The sequence below is a fragment of the Ruegeria sp. B1 genome (genome assembly GCF_056535885.1).
This window is the reverse complement of record NZ_JBQFJA010000001.1, coordinates 4,354,669-4,375,511: the sequence shown is the minus strand read 5'-3', so window position 1 is coordinate 4,375,511 and position 20,843 is coordinate 4,354,669. Positions and strand designations below refer to the sequence as shown.

Below are 20,843 nucleotides of genomic sequence, written 5' to 3'. Positions count from 1 at the left end.
ATTGACAGTAAGTGACATAAGCGGTAACTTACGTCATGAGTAGAGGTTGATAATCTGAAAAGTGAAAATCGCGCGCTTTATAAGGCGATGAGGTCGCGATCCTGATGGAGGCTCGGTAATGGTATCAGTGCGACAAAAAGGACCGATTTTGACATGGGGTTCGACCGATGTCGTTTCGGGCGGGCTTGGGTATCTTGTGCTCTCAGTGTCGCTTGGTTTTTTGGGTGCATGTGTTTCGGTATGGGTTGGTTTCGGCGTTTGGGTTGGTTTGATCTCTTACTGCCTGATTGGGAATCTGGCATTTAACGCCTTATTGATTTGGCGCGTATTTATCGATGCGGGCAGGGCGTAAAGGGATGACTCGAACATCATTCCTTGGGCGCATTAACGAGGTGATGCGGACCGCGCTTGGTGCTGGTCGGCGCTCGGAAGCCAAGAGTTGCACGCTTTTAAGTCATGCTAAAGGAGCAGAGGAAACTGAGGGGCGGCCATTTTTGGTGCTCACAGGCGATCTGGATGCTTCGCAATCAGGGCTCAAGTTGGCGAATTGGGTGCAAATGAATGGGGATCTCACGGTTCCTTGCTGTGGGAGCTGCATTGTAGTTTCTGCGGCTGGATGCCAGTCCGGTGATAGCGTTGTTCGTCGGCTAGCCGATTGTGGCTTCGAGCTTGATATTTTGGACGATATGGAAGCGGCTGTCGGTTCCTTGTTAGCGAGAAGAAACTTAAAGAAGCGGGGATGGACGCTCGCTGTTTTCGATCTGGATTTTCTCCAGCAGTTTTTGCCGTTGAGTGAGATTCTTGACGATCTGAGGCTGCTGAGGGAAGAGGTCGCGGATATTCCCGTGGTCTTGCTCTCCCGTGAATTTCAGAGAGATGAATTCGACACTCATCGATTGACAATCGCGGACGCGAGTCTCCACTCTCCGGTGTCCGAAGATCGATTGCGTAAGGCTATTTGGAGGGCGCGACAAAACAACCTCTGTTGGCGACGACGTCAGATAGTGAGGGCGCGTAGTATGTTCTAGTGAATCTTTGGCAATTGAATTCTTAGTGTTGTGAATGCCCCAGGATCATCTTCTAATGATGGGTTTGTATTGGCGCTGAGGCAGTTTGGCGGATTGTTTTCCTGAGGATGGCCGGCCAAACATTGCAAGTCTTTCGAGGTTTATATCAATCACTGAGGGCTGTCAGCGAAGAGCTTTCGCTGCACCTCAATACGATCAACTCCCTTACTCGAACGGGTAACCGAAAACCCCCACTCACGGAAGCCGTTCATTGGAAGGGAGGAGCTTGACGAGGCGAGAGTGCTCTGCAGGCGGGTATATTCCGCTTCGTCAAGCGATTTTGAAAAGCTGAAAGAAAATGGAAATAAGTTGATGGCTGGAGAATACTGTGTCGTTAATCGCTTTTGTTAAATCCCGTGTTTCAGATATCTCTTTAAATTTTGCGAAAGGTGACCTTGAAGTTAGTCTTTCGGAGCCGTCTGAAGTCTGGATCGATGCTGGAGCTGAAGACATTGCGGCGACATTCCGCAATGGAGACAACCTGATTTTAGTCTTGGAAGATGGCTCTGAAATCAAGCTTGTCAATTTTTTTGAAACACATGCAGATGGGCTTGACAACCTTCTGATCCTCGCTGATGGCTCAGCCTTGACATCCACATCACTGGCGCTTTCGGCCTCGCCTATTTCTGCATCCGGGTTGCTTGGTGTAGGAGTTGGTGTTTTGGGTGCTGTGGTTTCATTGGAAGGTGATGATACCAATGGCGGCGGCGTGACGCCGGCTGTACCGGCAGCACCTGTTGTGACGGGGATCAGCGACGATACCGGTGTTGCGGATGATGGTGTGACCAGCGACACCACGCTGGTGATCTCGGGCACCGCCGAGGCGGGTGCAACGGTTCAGGTCTTTCTTGACGGTGCGCCCCTGGGGACGGTTGTTGCGGATGCGTCGGGAGACTGGAGTTTTGATCACAGCGGCACCGCGCTTGCGGATGGCAGCTATGCGATCACGGCGACACAGACGGATGTTGCGGGCAATGGTCCTTCGGCCGCCTCTGCCGCCTTCGATGTTGTTGTGGATACCAATGGCGGCGGCGTGACGCCGGCTGTACCGGCAGCACCTGTTGTGACGGGGATCAGCGACGATACCGGTGTTGCGGATGATGGTGTGACCAGCGACACCACGCTGGTGATCTCGGGCACCGCCGAGGCGGGTGCAACGGTTCAGGTCTTTCTTGACGGTGCGCCCCTGGGGACGGTTGTTGCGGATGCGTCGGGAGACTGGAGCTTTGATCACAGCGGCACCGCGCTTGCGGATGGCAGCTATGCGATCACGGCGACACAGACGGATGTTGCGGGCAATGGCCCTTCGGCCGCCTCTGCCGCCTTCGATGTTGTTGTGGATACCAATGGCGGCGGCGTGACGCCGGCTGTACCGGCAGCACCTGTTGTGACGGGGATCAGCGACGATACCGGTGTTGCGGATGATGGTGTGACCAGCGACACCACGCTGGTGATCTCGGGCACCGCCGAGGCGGGTGCAACGGTTCAGGTCTTTCTTGACGGTGCGCCCCTGGGGACGGTTGTTGCGGATGCGTCGGGAGACTGGAGTTTTGATCACAGCGGCACCGCGCTTGCGGATGGCAGCTATGCGATCACGGCGACACAGACGGATGTTGCGGGCAATGGCCCTTCGGCCGCCTCTGCCGCCTTCGATGTTGTTGTGGATACCAATGGCGGCGGCGTGACGCCGGCTGTACCGGCAGCACCTGTTGTGACGGGGATCAGCGACGATACCGGTGTTGCGGATGATGGTGTGACCAGCGACACCACGCTGGTGATCTCGGGCACCGCCGAGGCGGGTGCAACGGTTCAGGTCTTTCTTGACGGTGCGCCCCTGGGGACGGTTGTTGCGGATGCGTCGGGAGACTGGAGCTTTGATCACAGCGGCACCGCGCTTGCGGATGGCAGCTATGCGATCACGGCGACACAGACGGATGTTGCGGGCAATGGCCCTTCGGCCGCCTCTGCCGCCTTCGATGTTGTTGTGGATACCAATGGCGGCGGCGTGACGCCGGCTGTACCGGCAGCACCTGTTGTGACGGGGATCAGCGACGATACCGGTGTTGCGGATGATGGTGTGACCAGCGACACCACGCTGGTGATCTCGGGCACCGCCGAGGCGGGTGCAACGGTTCAGGTCTTTCTTGACGGTGCGCCCCTGGGGACGGTTGTTGCGGATGCGTCGGGAGACTGGAGTTTTGATCACAGCGGCACCGCGCTTGCGGATGGCAGCTATGCGATCACGGCGACACAGACGGATGTTGCGGGCAATGGTCCTTCGGCCGCCTCTGCCGCCTTCGATGTTGTTGTGGATACCAATGGCGGCGGCGTGACGCCGGCTGTACCGGCAGCACCTGTTGTGACGGGGATCAGCGACGATACCGGTGTTGCGGATGATGGTGTGACCAGCGACACCACGCTGGTGATCTCGGGCACCGCCGAGGCGGGTGCAACGGTTCAGGTCTTTCTTGACGGTGCGCCCCTGGGGACGGTTGTTGCGGATGCGTCGGGAGACTGGAGTTTTGATCACAGCGGCACCGCGCTTGCGGATGGCAGCTATGCGATCACGGCGACACAGACGGATGTTGCGGGCAATGGTCCTTCGGCCGCCTCTGCCGCCTTCAATGTTGTTGTGGATACCAATGGCGGCGGCGTGACGCCGGCTGTACCGGCAGCACCTGTTGTGACGGGGATCAGCGACGATACCGGTGTTGCGGATGATGGTGTGACCAGCGACACCACGCTGGTGATCTCGGGCACCGCCGAGGCGGGTGCAACGGTTCAGGTCTTTCTTGACGGTGCGCCCCTGGGGACGGTTGTTGCGGATGCGTCGGGAGACTGGAGTTTTGATCACAGCGGCACCGCGCTTGCGGATGGCAGCTATGCGATCACGGCGACACAGACGGATGTTGCGGGCAATGGCCCTTCGGCCGCCTCTGCCGCCTTCGATGTTGTTGTGGATACCAATGGCGGCGGCGTGACGCCGGCTGTACCGGCAGCACCTGTTGTGACGGGGATCAGCGACGATACCGGTGTTGCGGATGATGGTGTGACCAGCGACACCACGCTGGTGATCTCGGGCACCGCCGAGGCGGGTGCAACGGTTCAGGTCTTTCTTGACGGTGCGCCCCTGGGGACGGTTGTTGCGGATGCGTCGGGAGACTGGAGTTTTGATCACAGCGGCACCGCGCTTGCGGATGGCAGCTATGCGATCACGGCGACACAGACGGATGTTGCGGGCAATGGCCCTTCGGCCGCCTCTGCCGCCTTCGATGTTGTTGTGGATACCAATGGCGGCGGCGTGACGCCGGCTGTACCGGCAGCACCTGTTGTGACGGGGATCAGCGACGATACCGGTGTTGCGGATGATGGTGTGACCAGCGACACCACGCTGGTGATCTCGGGCACCGCCGAGGCGGGTGCAACGGTTCAGGTCTTTCTTGACGGTGCGCCCCTGGGGACGGTTGTTGCGGATGCGTCGGGAGACTGGAGTTTTGATCACAGCGGCACCGCGCTTGCGGATGGCAGCTATGCGATCACGGCGACACAGACGGATGTTGCGGGCAATGGTCCTTCGGCCGCCTCTGCCGCCTTCGATGTTGTTGTGGATACCAATGGCGGCGGCGTGACGCCGGCTGTACCGGCAGCACCTGTTGTGACGGGGATCAGCGACGATACCGGTGTTGCGGATGATGGTGTGACCAGCGACACCACGCTGGTGATCTCGGGCACCGCCGAGGCGGGTGCAACGGTTCAGGTCTTTCTTGACGGTGCGCCCCTGGGGACGGTTGTTGCGGATGCGTCGGGAGACTGGAGTTTTGATCACAGCGGCACCGCGCTTGCGGATGGCAGCTATGCGATCACGGCGACACAGACGGATGTTGCGGGCAATGGTCCTTCGGCCGCCTCTGCCGCCTTCGATGTTGTTGTGGATACCAATGGCGGCGGCGTGACGCCGGCTGTACCGGCAGCACCTGTTGTGACGGGGATCAGCGACGATACCGGTGTTGCGGATGATGGTGTGACCAGCGACACCACGCTGGTGATCTCGGGCACCGCCGAGGCGGGTGCAACGGTTCAGGTCTTTCTTGACGGTGCGCCCCTGGGGACGGTTGTTGCGGATGCGTCGGGAGACTGGAGCTTTGATCACAGCGGCACCGCGCTTGCGGATGGCAGCTATGCGATCACGGCGACACAGACGGATGTTGCGGGCAATGGCCCTTCGGCCGCCTCTGCCGCCTTCGATGTTGTTGTGGATACCAATGGCGGCGGCGTGACGCCGGCTGTACCGGCAGCACCTGTTGTGACGGGGATCAGCGACGATACCGGTGTTGCGGATGATGGTGTGACCAGCGACACCACGCTGGTGATCTCGGGCACCGCCGAGGCGGGTGCAACGGTTCAGGTCTTTCTTGACGGTGCGCCCCTGGGGACGGTTGTTGCGGATGCGTCGGGAGACTGGAGTTTTGATCACAGCGGCACCGCGCTTGCGGATGGCAGCTATGCGATCACGGCGACACAGACGGATGTTGCGGGCAATGGCCCTTCGGCCGCCTCTGCCGCCTTCGATGTTGTTGTGGATACCAATGGCGGCGGCGTGACGCCGGCTGTACCGGCAGCACCTGTTGTGACGGGGATCAGCGACGATACCGGTGTTGCGGATGATGGTGTGACCAGCGACACCACGCTGGTGATCTCGGGCACCGCCGAGGCGGGTGCAACGGTTCAGGTCTTTCTTGACGGTGCGCCCCTGGGGACGGTTGTTGCGGATGCGTCGGGAGACTGGAGCTTTGATCACAGCGGCACCGCGCTTGCGGATGGCAGCTATGCGATCACGGCGACACAGACGGATGTTGCGGGCAATGGCCCTTCGGCCGCCTCTGCCGCCTTCGATGTTGTTGTGGATACCAATGGCGGCGGCGTGACGCCGGCTGTACCGGCAGCACCTGTTGTGACGGGGATCAGCGACGATACCGGTGTTGCGGATGATGGTGTGACCAGCGACACCACGCTGGTGATCTCGGGCACCGCCGAGGCGGGTGCAACGGTTCAGGTCTTTCTTGACGGTGCGCCCCTGGGGACGGTTGTTGCGGATGCGTCGGGAGACTGGAGTTTTGATCACAGCGGCACCGCGCTTGCGGATGGCAGCTATGCGATCACGGCGACACAGACGGATGTTGCGGGCAATGGCCCTTCGGCCGCCTCTGCCGCCTTCGATGTTGTTGTGGATACCAATGGCGGCGGCGTGACGCCGGCTGTACCGGCAGCACCTGTTGTGACGGGGATCAGCGACGATACCGGTGTTGCGGATGATGGTGTGACCAGCGACACCACGCTGGTGATCTCGGGCACCGCCGAGGCGGGTGCAACGGTTCAGGTCTTTCTTGACGGTGCGCCCCTGGGGACGGTTGTTGCGGATGCGTCGGGAGACTGGAGTTTTGATCACAGCGGCACCGCGCTTGCGGATGGCAGCTATGCGATCACGGCGACACAGACGGATGTTGCGGGCAATGGTCCTTCGGCCGCCTCTGCCGCCTTCGATGTTGTTGTGGATACCAATGGCGGCGGCGTGACGCCGGCTGTACCGGCAGCACCTGTTGTGACGGGGATCAGCGACGATACCGGTGTTGCGGATGATGGTGTGACCAGCGACACCACGCTGGTGATCTCGGGCACCGCCGAGGCGGGTGCAACGGTTCAGGTCTTTCTTGACGGTGCGCCCCTGGGGACGGTTGTTGCGGATGCGTCGGGAGACTGGAGCTTTGATCACAGCGGCACCGCGCTTGCGGATGGCAGCTATGCGATCACGGCGACACAGACGGATGTTGCGGGCAATGGCCCTTCGGCCGCCTCTGCCGCCTTCGATGTTGTTGTGGATACCAATGGCGGCGGCGTGACGCCGGCTGTACCGGCAGCACCTGTTGTGACGGGGATCAGCGACGATACCGGTGTTGCGGATGATGGTGTGACCAGCGACACCACGCTGGTGATCTCGGGCACCGCCGAGGCGGGTGCAACGGTTCAGGTCTTTCTTGACGGTGCGCCCCTGGGGACGGTTGTTGCGGATGCGTCGGGAGACTGGAGCTTTGATCACAGCGGCACCGCGCTTGCGGATGGCAGCTATGCGATCACGGCGACACAGACGGATGTTGCGGGCAATGGCCCTTCGGCCGCCTCTGCCGCCTTCGATGTTGTTGTGGATACCAATGGCGGCGGCGTGACGCCGGCTGTACCGGCAGCACCTGTTGTGACGGGGATCAGCGACGATACCGGTGTTGCGGATGATGGTGTGACCAGCGACACCACGCTGGTGATCTCGGGCACCGCCGAGGCGGGTGCAACGGTTCAGGTCTTTCTTGACGGTGCGCCCCTGGGGACGGTTGTTGCGGATGCGTCGGGAGACTGGAGTTTTGATCACAGCGGCACCGCGCTTGCGGATGGCAGCTATGCGATCACGGCGACACAGACGGATGTTGCGGGCAATGGCCCTTCGGCCGCCTCTGCCGCCTTCGATGTTGTTGTGGATACCAATGGCGGCGGCGTGACGCCGGCTGTACCGGCAGCACCTGTTGTGACGGGGATCAGCGACGATACCGGTGTTGCGGATGATGGTGTGACCAGCGACACCACGCTGGTGATCTCGGGCACCGCCGAGGCGGGTGCAACGGTTCAGGTCTTTCTTGACGGTGCGCCCCTGGGGACGGTTGTTGCGGATGCGTCGGGAGACTGGAGTTTTGATCACAGCGGCACCGCGCTTGCGGATGGCAGCTATGCGATCACGGCGACACAGACGGATGTTGCGGGCAATGGTCCTTCGGCCGCCTCTGCCGCCTTCGATGTTGTTGTGGATACCAATGGCGGCGGCGTGACGCCGGCTGTACCGGCAGCACCTGTTGTGACGGGGATCAGCGACGATACCGGTGTTGCGGATGATGGTGTGACCAGCGACACCACGCTGGTGATCTCGGGCACCGCCGAGGCGGGTGCAACGGTTCAGGTCTTTCTTGACGGTGCGCCCCTGGGGACGGTTGTTGCGGATGCGTCGGGAGACTGGAGCTTTGATCACAGCGGCACCGCGCTTGCGGATGGCAGCTATGCGATCACGGCGACACAGACGGATGTTGCGGGCAATGGCCCTTCGGCCGCCTCTGCCGCCTTCGATGTTGTTGTGGATACCAATGGCGGCGGCGTGACGCCGGCTGTACCGGCAGCACCTGTTGTGACGGGGATCAGCGACGATACCGGTGTTGCGGATGATGGTGTGACCAGCGACACCACGCTGGTGATCTCGGGCACCGCCGAGGCGGGTGCAACGGTTCAGGTCTTTCTTGACGGTGCGCCCCTGGGGACGGTTGTTGCGGATGCGTCGGGAGACTGGAGTTTTGATCACAGCGGCACCGCGCTTGCGGATGGCAGCTATGCGATCACGGCGACACAGACGGATGTTGCGGGCAATGGTCCTTCGGCCGCCTCTGCCGCCTTCGATGTTGTTGTGGATACCAATGGCGGCGGCGTGACGCCGGCTGTACCGGCAGCACCTGTTGTGACGGGGATCAGCGACGATACCGGTGTTGCGGATGATGGTGTGACCAGCGACACCACGCTGGTGATCTCGGGCACCGCCGAGGCGGGTGCAACGGTTCAGGTCTTTCTTGACGGTGCGCCCCTGGGGACGGTTGTTGCGGATGCGTCGGGAGACTGGAGTTTTGATCACAGCGGCACCGCGCTTGCGGATGGCAGCTATGCGATCACGGCGACACAGACGGATGTTGCGGGCAATGGTCCTTCGGCCGCCTCTGCCGCCTTCGATGTTGTTGTGGATACCAATGGCGGCGGCGTGACGCCGGCTGTACCGGCAGCACCTGTTGTGACGGGGATCAGCGACGATACCGGTGTTGCGGATGATGGTGTGACCAGCGACACCACGCTGGTGATCTCGGGCACCGCCGAGGCGGGTGCAACGGTTCAGGTCTTTCTTGACGGTGCGCCCCTGGGGACGGTTGTTGCGGATGCGTCGGGAGACTGGAGCTTTGATCACAGCGGCACCGCGCTTGCGGATGGCAGCTATGCGATCACGGCGACACAGACGGATGTTGCGGGCAATGGCCCTTCGGCCGCCTCTGCCGCCTTCGATGTTGTTGTGGATACCAATGGCGGCGGCGTGACGCCGGCTGTACCGGCAGCACCTGTTGTGACGGGGATCAGCGACGATACCGGTGTTGCGGATGATGGTGTGACCAGCGACACCACGCTGGTGATCTCGGGCACCGCCGAGGCGGGTGCAACGGTTCAGGTCTTTCTTGACGGTGCGCCCCTGGGGACGGTTGTTGCGGATGCGTCGGGAGACTGGAGTTTTGATCACAGCGGCACCGCGCTTGCGGATGGCAGCTATGCGATCACGGCGACACAGACGGATGTTGCGGGCAATGGCCCTTCGGCCGCCTCTGCCGCCTTCGATGTTGTTGTGGATACCAATGGCGGCGGCGTGACGCCGGCTGTACCGGCAGCACCTGTTGTGACGGGGATCAGCGACGATACCGGTGTTGCGGATGATGGTGTGACCAGCGACACCACGCTGGTGATCTCGGGCACCGCCGAGGCGGGTGCAACGGTTCAGGTCTTTCTTGACGGTGCGCCCCTGGGGACGGTTGTTGCGGATGCGTCGGGAGACTGGAGCTTTGATCACAGCGGCACCGCGCTTGCGGATGGCAGCTATGCGATCACGGCGACACAGACGGATGTTGCGGGCAATGGCCCTTCGGCCGCCTCTGCCGCCTTCGATGTTGTTGTGGATACCAATGGCGGCGGCGTGACGCCGGCTGTACCGGCAGCACCTGTTGTGACGGGGATCAGCGACGATACCGGTGTTGCGGATGATGGTGTGACCAGCGACACCACGCTGGTGATCTCGGGCACCGCCGAGGCGGGTGCAACGGTTCAGGTCTTTCTTGACGGTGCGCCCCTGGGGACGGTTGTTGCGGATGCGTCGGGAGACTGGAGTTTTGATCACAGCGGCACCGCGCTTGCGGATGGCAGCTATGCGATCACGGCGACACAGACGGATGTTGCGGGCAATGGCCCTTCGGCCGCCTCTGCCGCCTTCGATGTTGTTGTGGATACCAATGGCGGCGGCGTGACGCCGGCTGTACCGGCAGCACCTGTTGTGACGGGGATCAGCGACGATACCGGTGTTGCGGATGATGGTGTGACCAGCGACACCACGCTGGTGATCTCGGGCACCGCCGAGGCGGGTGCAACGGTTCAGGTCTTTCTTGACGGTGCGCCCCTGGGGACGGTTGTTGCGGATGCGTCGGGAGACTGGAGTTTTGATCACAGCGGCACCGCGCTTGCGGATGGCAGCTATGCGATCACGGCGACACAGACGGATGTTGCGGGCAATGGTCCTTCGGCCGCCTCTGCCGCCTTCAATGTTGTTGTGGATACCAATGGCGGCGGCGTGACGCCGGCTGTACCGGCAGCACCTGTTGTGACGGGGATCAGCGACGATACCGGTGTTGCGGATGATGGTGTGACCAGCGACACCACGCTGGTGATCTCGGGCACCGCCGAGGCGGGTGCAACGGTTCAGGTCTTTCTTGACGGTGCGCCCCTGGGGACGGTTGTTGCGGATGCGTCGGGAGACTGGAGTTTTGATCACAGCGGCACCGCGCTTGCGGATGGCAGCTATGCGATCACGGCGACACAGACGGATGTTGCGGGCAATGGCCCTTCGGCCGCCTCTGCCGCCTTCGATGTTGTTGTGGATACCAATGGCGGCGGCGTGACGCCGGCTGTACCGGCAGCACCTGTTGTGACGGGGATCAGCGACGATACCGGTGTTGCGGATGATGGTGTGACCAGCGACACCACGCTGGTGATCTCGGGCACCGCCGAGGCGGGTGCAACGGTTCAGGTCTTTCTTGACGGTGCGCCCCTGGGGACGGTTGTTGCGGATGCGTCGGGAGACTGGAGTTTTGATCACAGCGGCACCGCGCTTGCGGATGGCAGCTATGCGATCACGGCGACACAGACGGATGTTGCGGGCAATGGTCCTTCGGCCGCCTCTGCCGCCTTCAATGTTGTTGTGGATACCAATATTAAATTTACTGAAAAGAGCCAGCTTGACACGGCTTTAGATAATGGAGCAGCCCACACATCAATCGCGGATATAGACGGGGATGGAGATCTTGATATCATTGGATCGTCAAGATCCTCCGATGCATTTGTTGTTTTCCGGAATGACGGTTCCGGGAATTTCGATACCGGGACCCAAATCGATACATCATTGGATGGCGGTGCGAACAGCACTTCGATTGCGGATATAGACGGGGATGGAGATCTTGATATCATTGGATCAGCCGTAGATTCTAATGCGTTTGTTATTTTTCGCAATGACGGTTCCGGGAATTTCGATACCGGGACACAGATCAATACATCGCTGGATGACGGTGCGACCCACACGTCGATTGCAGACATAGACGGGGATGGAGATCTTGATATCATTGGATCGTCAACATTCTCCGATGCATTTGTTGTTTTCCGGAATGACGGTTCCGGGAATTTCGATACCGGGACCCAAATCGATACATCATTGGATGGCGGTGCGTTCCACACGTCGATTGCAGACATAGACGGGGATGGAGATCTTGATATCATTGGATCAGCGAGAGGGAGCGGGTTTGTTGTTTTCCGGAATGACGGTTCCGGGAATTTCGATACCGGGACACAGATCAATACATCATTGGATAGTGTTGCGTTCCACACGTCGATTGCGGATATAGATGGGGATGGAGATCTTGACATCATTGGATCAGCCGTAGGTTCTAATGCATTTGTTGTTTTCCGGAATGACGGTTCCGGGAACTTCAACGCAAATACCCAGATCAATACATCGTTGGATCTTGGAGCAGCTCACACGTCGATTGCAGACGTAGACGGGGACGGGGATCTTGACATCATTGGGTCATCTATTCACGCTGGTGCACAATCCGGTGCGTTTGTTGTGTTCCAGAATGATGGCTCAGGGCAATTCGACACAGGTACCCAGTTTCTCTCAACTAACACCACAGGCGCACAACATTCTTCTATAGCTGATCTCAATGGTGATGGAGACGTCGAAGTAGTTGGATCAGCACCTACATCAAATTCATTTTTAATCTTTGAAATTCTGTGAGCCATATGAAAAATCATACTCAGGTAAATCTGCGCTATGGAAGTGAAGATTCATTATGAAGAGTTTTGTATCCAAGGCTTCTAGAAAGCTTGGTTATATTATACCTGCGCATATAAGGTTGTATGCTGCAAAAACTATAAGTAAATTAAAAGGTCGCACTTCAATTTTTTTGATAATCTACTTAGCTCAATCAAGCTGTAGTTTTGACTCAGGAAAATATCACGATGGAAACAGTATAACTTTAGGTAAGATTAAAGAGCCCAATACTGAATCGACCAGTCAAAATAGTGATGGGGCAAGTGCAACTAAATCACCTCTAAATTCTCAATTGGCGGTAATTTCGAGAGCCCTGGAACAGGTTGCCTTAACACAGTCTACTGCCGCACAAGATGTAACTGCCGCTCAAGCTACATTACTGGCGCGTAAATATGATGGATATCCACAAGTTGTTCCGAGAGGTTCGGTTTTTTTGGGGGGGCCATACAGAATCAATAGGAGTATCGATTGAACAAGTGATTTGGGATAATGGTCATAATCAAGCCCGGATGCAAGACGCGAGTTTACAGGTAGAAGCAGCCAATCTCCGTGATTGGCAGTATAGGAATGAGATTATCCTCGAGGGTGTGCGCGAATTTGTCGAAATATCACGATACTCTGTACGTCTTACGGAGCTGCATAAGTTATCTCAGTCATTGGAAAGCATAGGCGACTTATTGAGTATTCGCTTAAAAGGAGGCGTGGCAGACAGAGGAGAGGTCTTAAGACTGAACACCTTACTACAAAGCGTAAAACGCCGCATTATCGCTGACAATTCAAAATTGCGCCAAGCACAAATGAATCTTTTCGAGCTTTTACCGGAAAGTGAAATAAGTCCATTGACTGATTTAGATGCCGCTATTCGGCTCTGTCGTAGAGATTGGCAATATGGTGAAGCTCCTGAAGATGCTATAGCGCGGGTAAGTCTTTCGCGTGCTCAGGTGCAAGAAAAAATAGTCCGAACATCAAGACTTCCTCGGATCGTACTTGATGCCGGTGTAAACTTTAATTCAGGAAACCTAGATCAGCCATCAATAGGGATTCGCCTTGATGCAAACAATATATTGGGCCCGGGTCGAAAAGGGAAGATAGAAGCCGCGCGTGCATCAATTCGTTCCGCAGGTATCTCTTATTATCTTCAAGGTAAGGAAACTAAGGCCGAACTTGAGGCGTTAAACAGCAGTTATGAAAGTCTACTATCCGATGCAGCATCGCTGCGTGCATTAAGTAAAAAAATAACGATTCTATTATGTTGTTTAAGGAGCAGTTAGACGTCGGATCAATATTATTGACTGAAGGTGCTGACTTGTACAGAGAGCAAACTGATACCAGAATTGCACTGATTGATGTTCAAGCAAATACCTTGATAAACTGTTTAACATCTTCGCAGAAAAGAGGTCTGCTAGCAGAAAAAGCGGCGCTGGATGAAAATGACTAAAAAAATTAATGGAAAAGCATACAGTTTGCCGTTGTTCTCGTTGAAAGACGCAGTTGTTGCCTTGTTGAATTTTAGGTCTCTGGGGGTGGATGCTCAACGCTTAATGGAGGGTTTACCCGTTGAGCACGGGATACTAACAGAAGAGCTATTGGAGAGAGTTGGGCATAGGTTTGATCATGAAATAGTATGGACTGACGTGGATAAAGTAACAAATTTAGTAGTACCGTGTTGTTTAAAATTAAGATCGGACGAATTCCTTGTCGTTGTGGATATAGATACCGACGACCTGCACGTTCTCGACGTTGTCAATCCAACAGCGGTTCGTTCCATTTCATTATCGGACGTTGATGAAGGGCATTCGGGGCAAGCTTTTCGGATTTTGCCGAATTTGACCTTTCTCTTGCGCCAGCACGTATTAAGTAGCGAAAATAAGCACTGGTTTTGGGGTAGATTGGTACTCCAAAAGCACTATCTCTTTGATGTAATTACGGCGTCTTTATTTGCTAATGTATTGGCAGTAACGGTTTCGCTCTTCACTTTACAAGTTTACGATCGGGTTATCCCGGGACAATCCGAACCTACGCTCTGGGTTCTCGCGAGTGGTGTTGGGTTGGCGATACTCTTCGAAGCAATCTTGCGTGTAAGGCGAGCCAGAATAATTGATCATATTGGGAAGGAGGCAGAAATAGAGATCACAAGCAATATGTTTGCTCGGTTACTTGGTGTGAAATTGGATAATCTGCCATCTTCTCCGGGTGCAGTTGTAAATATGATTCGTGAATTTTCGTCAGTAAAGGAATTTTTTTCGAATGTCGCCATTGGCCTTATTTCTGATCTTCCCTTTTCGTTTATTTTTTTACTTTTGATTTATGGGATAGCTGGACCTATAGTCTGGATCATTATGTTAGGGGCCGTTTTAATAGCGCTTCCTAATATTCTACTACAACGTCGTATGGCGCGCCTATCGGACGAGACTATGGGCGGTTTGACTTCAGCGTCTAAAATACTAATAGAAGCCTCCTACAGTCTGGAGGCAATTAAAATTAGCCGTTCTGAATCGTTGTTTCAAAGGCAGTGGGAGGAAGTTATTGCTTTGAATGCACTGAAAACCACAGAGCAACGCACATTACGCGCTTTACTAACGTATTGGGCAACATCAATACAACAAGCCACTTACGTGTGCGCTGTTATTGCATGTGTATATCTCATTTTTGCCGGAGAGCTTTCCGGTGGTGTACTTATCGCTGTCGCTATTCTTACAACACGTACTTTATCTCCTATTTCTCAGCTGTCTAATTCACTTTTGATTTGGCAGAACATGAAATCAGCTTTAGCCGCACTTGAAACTTTGATGTTAGCCAAACAGGAAAGGTCACTAGAATGTGTGTACGTTAGCAAGCCTAGAGTCCATGGCGATATTTCTGTAAAAAATCTACGCTACTCGCATTCAGAAGTGCGTGGAATGGCAATAGATATAGGCAATCTCGAAATTAAGGCTGGAATGCGGATTGCCTTACTTGGTAGCAATGGATCTGGGAAGTCAACGTTATTGCGCCTGATTGCTGGGCTCTATCAACCGGCGGATGGAGAAGTGGAAATTGATGGGTTGAATCTTCGGCAAATTGATCCCAGTGATTTAAGAAGAAACATTGGGTTGTTGCCGCAAGAGATAAAAATGTTTCGAGGAAGCTTAAGGGAAAACCTGTCTCCCACTACTCATAAAAGTACCGACGAGGAACTCCATCAAGCATTAACTTTTGGGGGTCTGGGGAAGTTTGTGAAGCAAAGTCCCGAGGGATTAGACTTAAGAATAGGCGACGGTGGGGACGGCCTGTCAATTGGCCAAAAACAAAGTATCGGTCTTGCTCGGATTTATCTCCAAGATCCTTCTATTATTTTACTTGATGAGCCAACGTCATCTCTAGATGAGCATCTTGAAAAGGCAGTAGTGAAGCGTATTGGTAGTTGGATTGGATCAAGGACCTGTATTATAGCTACTCATAGACAAGAAATACTTTCCGAAATGTCGCATATAGCGGTGCTGAAACAAGGACAAGTTGTTTTGCAGGGGAAGCGTGATGCGACGAGAAAAAATTCTATATCGTCGTCTATGCCTTTACAAACCACCGAATCGTCATGAAGTTAGGTTGTGAAGTTAATGCGTTTATCAACGCTCAGGGGGTGCGGTCTAGTCGTGTGCAAATAAGGCTTATAGTATTGATTGTTTCCGTATTTATCGCTTGGGCTAATTTTGCTCCCTTGAACGAGGTCGTTCGTGGTGTGGGTTATGTTGTGCCATCTACAAAAAATCAGATCGTCCAAAATCTGGAAGGAGGAATAGTGAAACATATTTATGTCACTGAGGGCGATATTGTGCGCAAGGGGCAACCTATAGCGGAGATGGACAGAACACGTTTTAAAAGCGCTTACCAAGAGCTTAAGTCTCAACAATGGGCGTTGACTTTAAAATTAGAAAGACTTCGGGTTGAAGCGGACTTTTCAAGAGAGTTTGAGCCTGATTCCGAGCTGCGGGAGTTGGCACCAGAACAAGTCGCATCGGAGCACCAGCTGTACTTGGCGCGTAGAAATAAGATAAATAAAAGTATTGATAACTTAAGTAAGACAATTGAATTAAAAGAAGCTGAATTAAAAATTTTGCGAGCAATGACAGAGAAATCAGCGATGCCGGAAATAGACTTGATACGGGCGGAGCAAGCTGCTGAGGATCTTAGATCGCGTTTGGATGCTGTGATTACTGAGTTTGAGCAAACGAGATCTCAAGAGTATTCCGAGGCACTAATTTCCTTACAAAAGATTAACGAGCAAATTAGCAGTCGAGAAGATCAATTACTGAGGACAGATGTGCGTTCACCGATACACGGTGTTGTTAACAAAGTAATTGCAACTACGATCGGAGGAGTAGTACAGCCGGGCGACCCGCTCATCGAAATACTTTCTCTCGAGGATGAACTCCATATTGAAGGACAGATCGATCCGAGGGATATTGGGTTCGTTTATTCTGGAATGCCCGCAACTATTAAATTGTCTGCGTTTGATTTTTCGATTTATGGGGCACTTACCGGCACAGTAGTGCACGTAGGAGCAGATACAATTCTCGATAAAAATGAGCGTAATGGGGAACCTTATTATGAAGTCTTTATCAAACTTGACACCTCTACCTTGAAAGGTCCTACGGGTTATGTAAAAATCAAACCAGGTATGCAAGCTCAGGTGGAATTAAATTCTGGAAGCAAAACTGTCCTCCAGTATATTTTGAAACCCCTCTTTAAAGCAACAGAGGCCTTTTCTGAAAGATGATAGAGGTGATCGAATTTTATGGTATAAACCGGCTGTTTTTTAGACTGTCTTGTCCACCGGCGAAGTTTTTCAGAATACTGAGGTGTTTGCATAGGGGAGATGACCTGCTCCCCGAAACTTCCCTCGTTCTGATGTAGAGTTTGCTCAACCTTGCCTTGAGCCCCAACCTTGGACCGCCAGAAGCTAGATTTTTCCGGCTCTATCACGATGACGGGCTGGTGACGCCATCGGGATAATGCATGGCAATCGGGACGTTGTATCCGATTGCGCTGTGGGGTCTGTCCTCATTGTAGTGCCGACGCCAATCCTCCAGCTTTTCGCGGGCATCTGCAAGGCTCATGAACCAGTGCGCGTTCAGGCATTCCGCCCGGAGCTTGCTGTTAAACGCCTCAATGAAGCCATTGTCCGTGGGCTTTCCAGGCCGTGAGAAGTCGAGGGTAACGTCGTTGGCGTAGGCCCAGAGATCGAGGTCCCGCGAGATGAACTCGCTGCCGTTATCGACTCTGATCGTCTTGGGGTAGCCGATCTGCCCGCAGACCCGTTCGAGCGTCTGCACAACATCTTCGCCCCGATAGGTGAAGCGCGGATCGGCTGCAGGGCAGAGCCGGGAATGCGTGTCAACGACGGTCAGGATGCGCAACCTCCTACCCAGGGCGAGCTGGTCGTGAACGAAGTCCATCGCCCAGACATCGTTAGGCCCGACGGCTTCATGACGGTCTTCTCTGAGCTTTGCCTTCACCCGGCGCTTGGGGTGCTTGTTCCTGAGCTGCAGGCCCAACTCGTTGTAAATCCTGCGTGTCTTCTTCATGTTGATCACCCAACCCTCCCGTCTAAGAAGCACGTGGACGCGCCTGTAGCCATAGCGCACACGCGTCTCTGCGATCTCTTTGATCCGCCGTTCGACGGCAGCCTGATCCGTCCGCCGGGACTTGTAGTGGTAGGTGGATGTGTCGAAGCAGATGGCCCCACAAGCCTTCCGGATCGACACACCCCAATCAACGCACATCCCGGTGACAATCTCGCGCAAACGGCCAGGCTTCAGAGCTTTCGCCGAATGACATCCTGAAGCATCTCCCGATCCAGCGTCAGGTCCGCCACGATCTTCTTCAGCCGGGTGTTCTCGTCCTCCAGCGCCTTCAGCCGGCGCATCTCGTCAGGCAACAAGCCGCCGTACTTCTTCTTCCAATTGAAGTATGTCGCCTGGCTGATCCCAGCCTTTCGGCAGATCTCCGCGACCGGTGTGCCTTGCTCGCCCTGCTTCAGGATGAAGGCCTTCTGCGCCTCCGTGAACTTCGATGCTTTCATGCGATTCCGCTCCTCTCCCAGCCAGGGAAATTTAGCGGAAAACTCCAGCTCCGAACGATCCAGTTTTCAGGGGGCAGAGCATACGGAGAAACCTTTCGATGCGGCCTACAACCGCATCGCGCAGATAGCGCTACACGAAAAAGGCGTTTCCTACGAAACTGAAGAAATCGACCATCAGCACAACTTCGGAACCGTCGCGGATGTTCAGTAAGTAGCTGCTTTCGATATCGATCGAAATATCATCGTTAACCCGTGTGCATCCAGCAATAATACAGAACGCAAGAACAATGTACTTCATCAGTAGAGGCCCGAATAGCCAAGCATTCCAAAGAAGTTTCCGTGCAAATAGGGCGTGGGTATTGTCACGTGAGCATTGCCGTAGCGTACTGCTCGGGGCCGTTTTTGCACTTCACGGACATACGCGCTTTATTTTTCAGCACATATTCGCTGACTACGAATGACTCTTCCGACATCAGCGAAATGTAACCCTACGCACACTGACGAAGAATCATCCTTGAGTCCATCAGGATAAACTCTGGTTTCCCCTTCACGAATAGATACCTTTTGCATTTGGAAGCGCAACGCTGCTTGTCCAGAGCCGACGTTATCAAATTCTGGAAACTGAGAACCATCAAGACTCGGATATATATAAGTAAAATACGTGTCCGATGAGTTATCGAACACACCCACAATAAAAATCCCACTGAAGCGCTCAATGGCGCTTTGGAATTCACTGGTGTTGACGGTCAAAGATATCTCTGAACCATTGCGCACTGAAACTAACGACGATCTGTCAACATCTACCAGGATATTACTGTCGACACGCGAGCAAGCCGCAACGATCAGGAAAAATAATGTGGCTGTTTTCATTAGTGCAGGCCAGAGTAACCAAGCATCGCCCTAAAGTTCCCGTGACTAAAGGTCGTCACAATGTTGACATGCGCGTTCCCATAACGGGCTGCGCGAGAGCCATAGCTTGCTCCTGCAAGTCCAACATAGTCACTCCATCCAAGGCGCGATGGTCTAGCCTGAATGTTTGTCCATCGCGACGCCGATGAACCTGAGATCGGGCTCTGCCCACCAAACAAATTCACAGCACCAACCGTCACCAAGGTACCGACCATAGAGCTACTACATTCAGGCCCAAATCCAAATTATTCTATGCAAACAATATTACTTGCCACACTAAACCCAAAATCGGCGAAAACAATCTGAGCACAAGTGGCATCACTATCGGTCCGCAGACTTCCGTCCCCTGACCTTTTAATTAATCTAGCATCTATTTGGGTTCTATTGTCTCCTAAATCTCGTTCTGATGTATCCGCGAAATCATATGAGAAGTAGGACACTCCCTGTGGCCCGGCACGCACCTCAACATAGTAGCCACCGGGGTTTTGCTGCTTCAAGCGCTCAAGATCATTTTTTGCCGCTACCAAGGAAATCGTAGCTCCATCAGATATTTCCTCCCCAGACGCTGAGAGTAGAAAATCTACTTCACGCGAACATCCTGATAATAACAGACTGATAAATACTAGAGCCGAAATTATATTCGAAGCATACCTTTTGGCTATGGGCGCCTCGAGATCATTACCAACCTGCATCACGAATCATCCGCGTGTACGAATAGTGATTAGCGCCATACGAAGGAAAAGAGACAATATTGGGATAAACACTTGATCGAACAGCAACCGACGCTCCTAGATCGGCGACGAAATCAGAAAATTTCGATTAAACGGAACCGCGTATATTCGCGTTAAATTTGGGTTTCCTGGAATAGGACTGCGTGTGAATACTGGAACCGGATCGATCATTAGGCCAGTCGCAGACCCGGGCGGCATGGCCCCGACCACTGTACCAACGGTATGTCCTCCCATGCTGTGCCCAGCAATTCTCGCATTACACCCGGAACTACCTGCGCACGCAAGAACATCACGAGCCAATCTACCTTTGTCGCCCCAAGTATAAAATGGCGCATAACCCTGTCCTTTGACCGGACTATTTGGGGTAATGTTGTCCAGAAAGCCGCCGACGTGAAGAGTTCTTGTCTCGGCACCAGGTCCACTCCTGGGCGTGAAGGCCCCTACTTCTGCCCCTCCCGCCAGATAATCACGAGCGAACGAAAGGGTATAATTCTGGGTGGCATCGCGCCACGCATCGTATCCGAGAGAACCGCCACCCCGGGAATAGCCTCCATAGGCGCTAGCCGCTGCGCGATCATGAGAATCCCCAAAGAGGCTGTCAGCCACTCGGTCCATGCGCTCGGACGCGCCATTACCGAAGGTCCGGTCGAACGACCCTTCCCCGAAAGCACCGTCCCAAGTCCTATCGACCCAGGCATGTCCACTGGGGTCAGCGTGGTTGATCGGGTCTCCCCCTGAGTAGGCATAGCGGTTCGTTCCGACACCCGGCGTCGTTGGGTCGAGCGGATCGGGCGAGATGAACATCGCGAAAGATGCAGGCGCCCAAGCGGTGAACAGAAGGGCACAGAACAGTTTCAAAAGGCGAT

The 20,843-nt window shown here is 54.9% G+C and carries 9 protein-coding genes; 6 read left to right on the top strand and 3 right to left on the bottom strand.

All coding sequences use genetic code 11. The annotated features are described in order from the left end of the window. Positions 1 to 1,395: 1,395 nt before the first annotated feature. The 5 genes from ACR3ES_RS21675 (at position 1,396) to ACR3ES_RS21655 (ending at position 17,032) form a co-directional block, all read left to right on the top strand. The gene (locus tag ACR3ES_RS21675) at positions 1,396 to 12,240 is read left to right on the top strand and encodes an Ig-like domain-containing protein (protein WP_480426412.1); all 10,845 of its coding nucleotides are present in this window, start codon (positions 1,396 to 1,398) and stop codon (positions 12,238 to 12,240) included. A 55-nt stretch (positions 12,241 to 12,295) separates the two neighbouring features. Beyond that, positions 12,296 to 12,748 carry a hypothetical protein gene (locus tag ACR3ES_RS21670; protein ID WP_480634327.1) on the top strand — a complete coding sequence of 151 codons (453 nt, stop codon included), beginning with the start codon at positions 12,296 to 12,298 and terminating at the stop codon, positions 12,746 to 12,748. A gap of 37 nt (positions 12,749 to 12,785) precedes the next feature. After that, positions 12,786 to 13,547: a TolC family protein gene (locus ACR3ES_RS21665; RefSeq protein ID WP_480634754.1), complete on the top strand. Its 762-nt coding sequence runs from the start codon at positions 12,786 to 12,788 to the stop codon at positions 13,545 to 13,547. Positions 13,548 to 13,700: 153 nt separating this feature from the next. Continuing rightward, positions 13,701 to 15,854, top strand: coding sequence for an ATP-binding cassette domain-containing protein (locus ACR3ES_RS21660; RefSeq protein WP_170438254.1), 2,154 nt, complete (start codon positions 13,701 to 13,703; stop codon positions 15,852 to 15,854). After that, entirely contained in the window at positions 15,851 to 17,032 is a 1,182-nt protein-coding gene (locus ACR3ES_RS21655; RefSeq protein WP_170438256.1) for a beta-barrel domain-containing protein, read from the top strand. Before ACR3ES_RS21660 ends, ACR3ES_RS21655 begins: the two co-directional genes overlap by 4 nt. A 202-nt stretch (positions 17,033 to 17,234) precedes the next feature. Here the strand turns inward: ACR3ES_RS21655 and ACR3ES_RS21650 are convergent. The 3 genes from ACR3ES_RS21650 to ACR3ES_RS21640 form a co-directional block, all read right to left on the bottom strand. Then, a protein-coding gene (locus tag ACR3ES_RS21650; protein WP_170438333.1) for an IS3 family transposase occupies positions 17,235 to 18,337 on the bottom strand; the annotation gives its coding sequence in 2 pieces (ribosomal slippage) (positions 17,235 to 18,076 and positions 18,076 to 18,337; 1,104 coding nt in all). A 130-nt stretch (positions 18,338 to 18,467) separates the two neighbouring features. After that, on the bottom strand, positions 18,468 to 18,635 hold the full coding sequence (locus tag ACR3ES_RS21645; protein WP_170438303.1) for a hypothetical protein: 168 nt from the start codon (positions 18,633 to 18,635) through the stop codon (positions 18,468 to 18,470). A 128-nt stretch (positions 18,636 to 18,763) separates the two neighbouring features. Next, entirely contained in the window at positions 18,764 to 19,207 is a 444-nt protein-coding gene (locus tag ACR3ES_RS21640; protein WP_170438305.1) for a hypothetical protein, read from the bottom strand. A gap of 1,346 nt (positions 19,208 to 20,553) precedes the next feature. On the opposite strand from ACR3ES_RS21640, the gene ACR3ES_RS21635 reads away from it, so the two are divergent. Next, positions 20,554 to 20,715: a hypothetical protein gene (locus tag ACR3ES_RS21635; protein ID WP_480424486.1), complete on the top strand. Its 162-nt coding sequence runs from the start codon at positions 20,554 to 20,556 to the stop codon at positions 20,713 to 20,715. Positions 20,716 to 20,843: the final 128 nt, after the last annotated feature.

What these genes read in the sequence shown, in the direction of transcription:
- ACR3ES_RS21670 (WP_480634327.1), top strand. Translation starts at nt 12,296, where the DNA reads ATGAAGAGTTTTGTATCCAAGGCTTCTAGAAAGCTTGGTTATATTATA.
- ACR3ES_RS21665 (WP_480634754.1), top strand. Translation starts at nt 12,786, where the DNA reads ATGCAAGACGCGAGTTTACAGGTAGAAGCAGCCAATCTCCGTGATTGG.
- ACR3ES_RS21660 (WP_170438254.1), top strand. Translation starts at nt 13,701, where the DNA reads ATGAAAATGACTAAAAAAATTAATGGAAAAGCATACAGTTTGCCGTTG.
- ACR3ES_RS21655 (WP_170438256.1), top strand. Translation starts at nt 15,851, where the DNA reads ATGAAGTTAGGTTGTGAAGTTAATGCGTTTATCAACGCTCAGGGGGTG.
- ACR3ES_RS21645 (WP_170438303.1), bottom strand. Translation starts at nt 18,635, where the DNA reads ATGAAGTACATTGTTCTTGCGTTCTGTATTATTGCTGGATGCACACGG.
- ACR3ES_RS21640 (WP_170438305.1), bottom strand. Translation starts at nt 19,207, where the DNA reads ATGAAAACAGCCACATTATTTTTCCTGATCGTTGCGGCTTGCTCGCGT.
- ACR3ES_RS21635 (WP_480424486.1), top strand. Translation starts at nt 20,554, where the DNA reads ATGAGAATCCCCAAAGAGGCTGTCAGCCACTCGGTCCATGCGCTCGGA.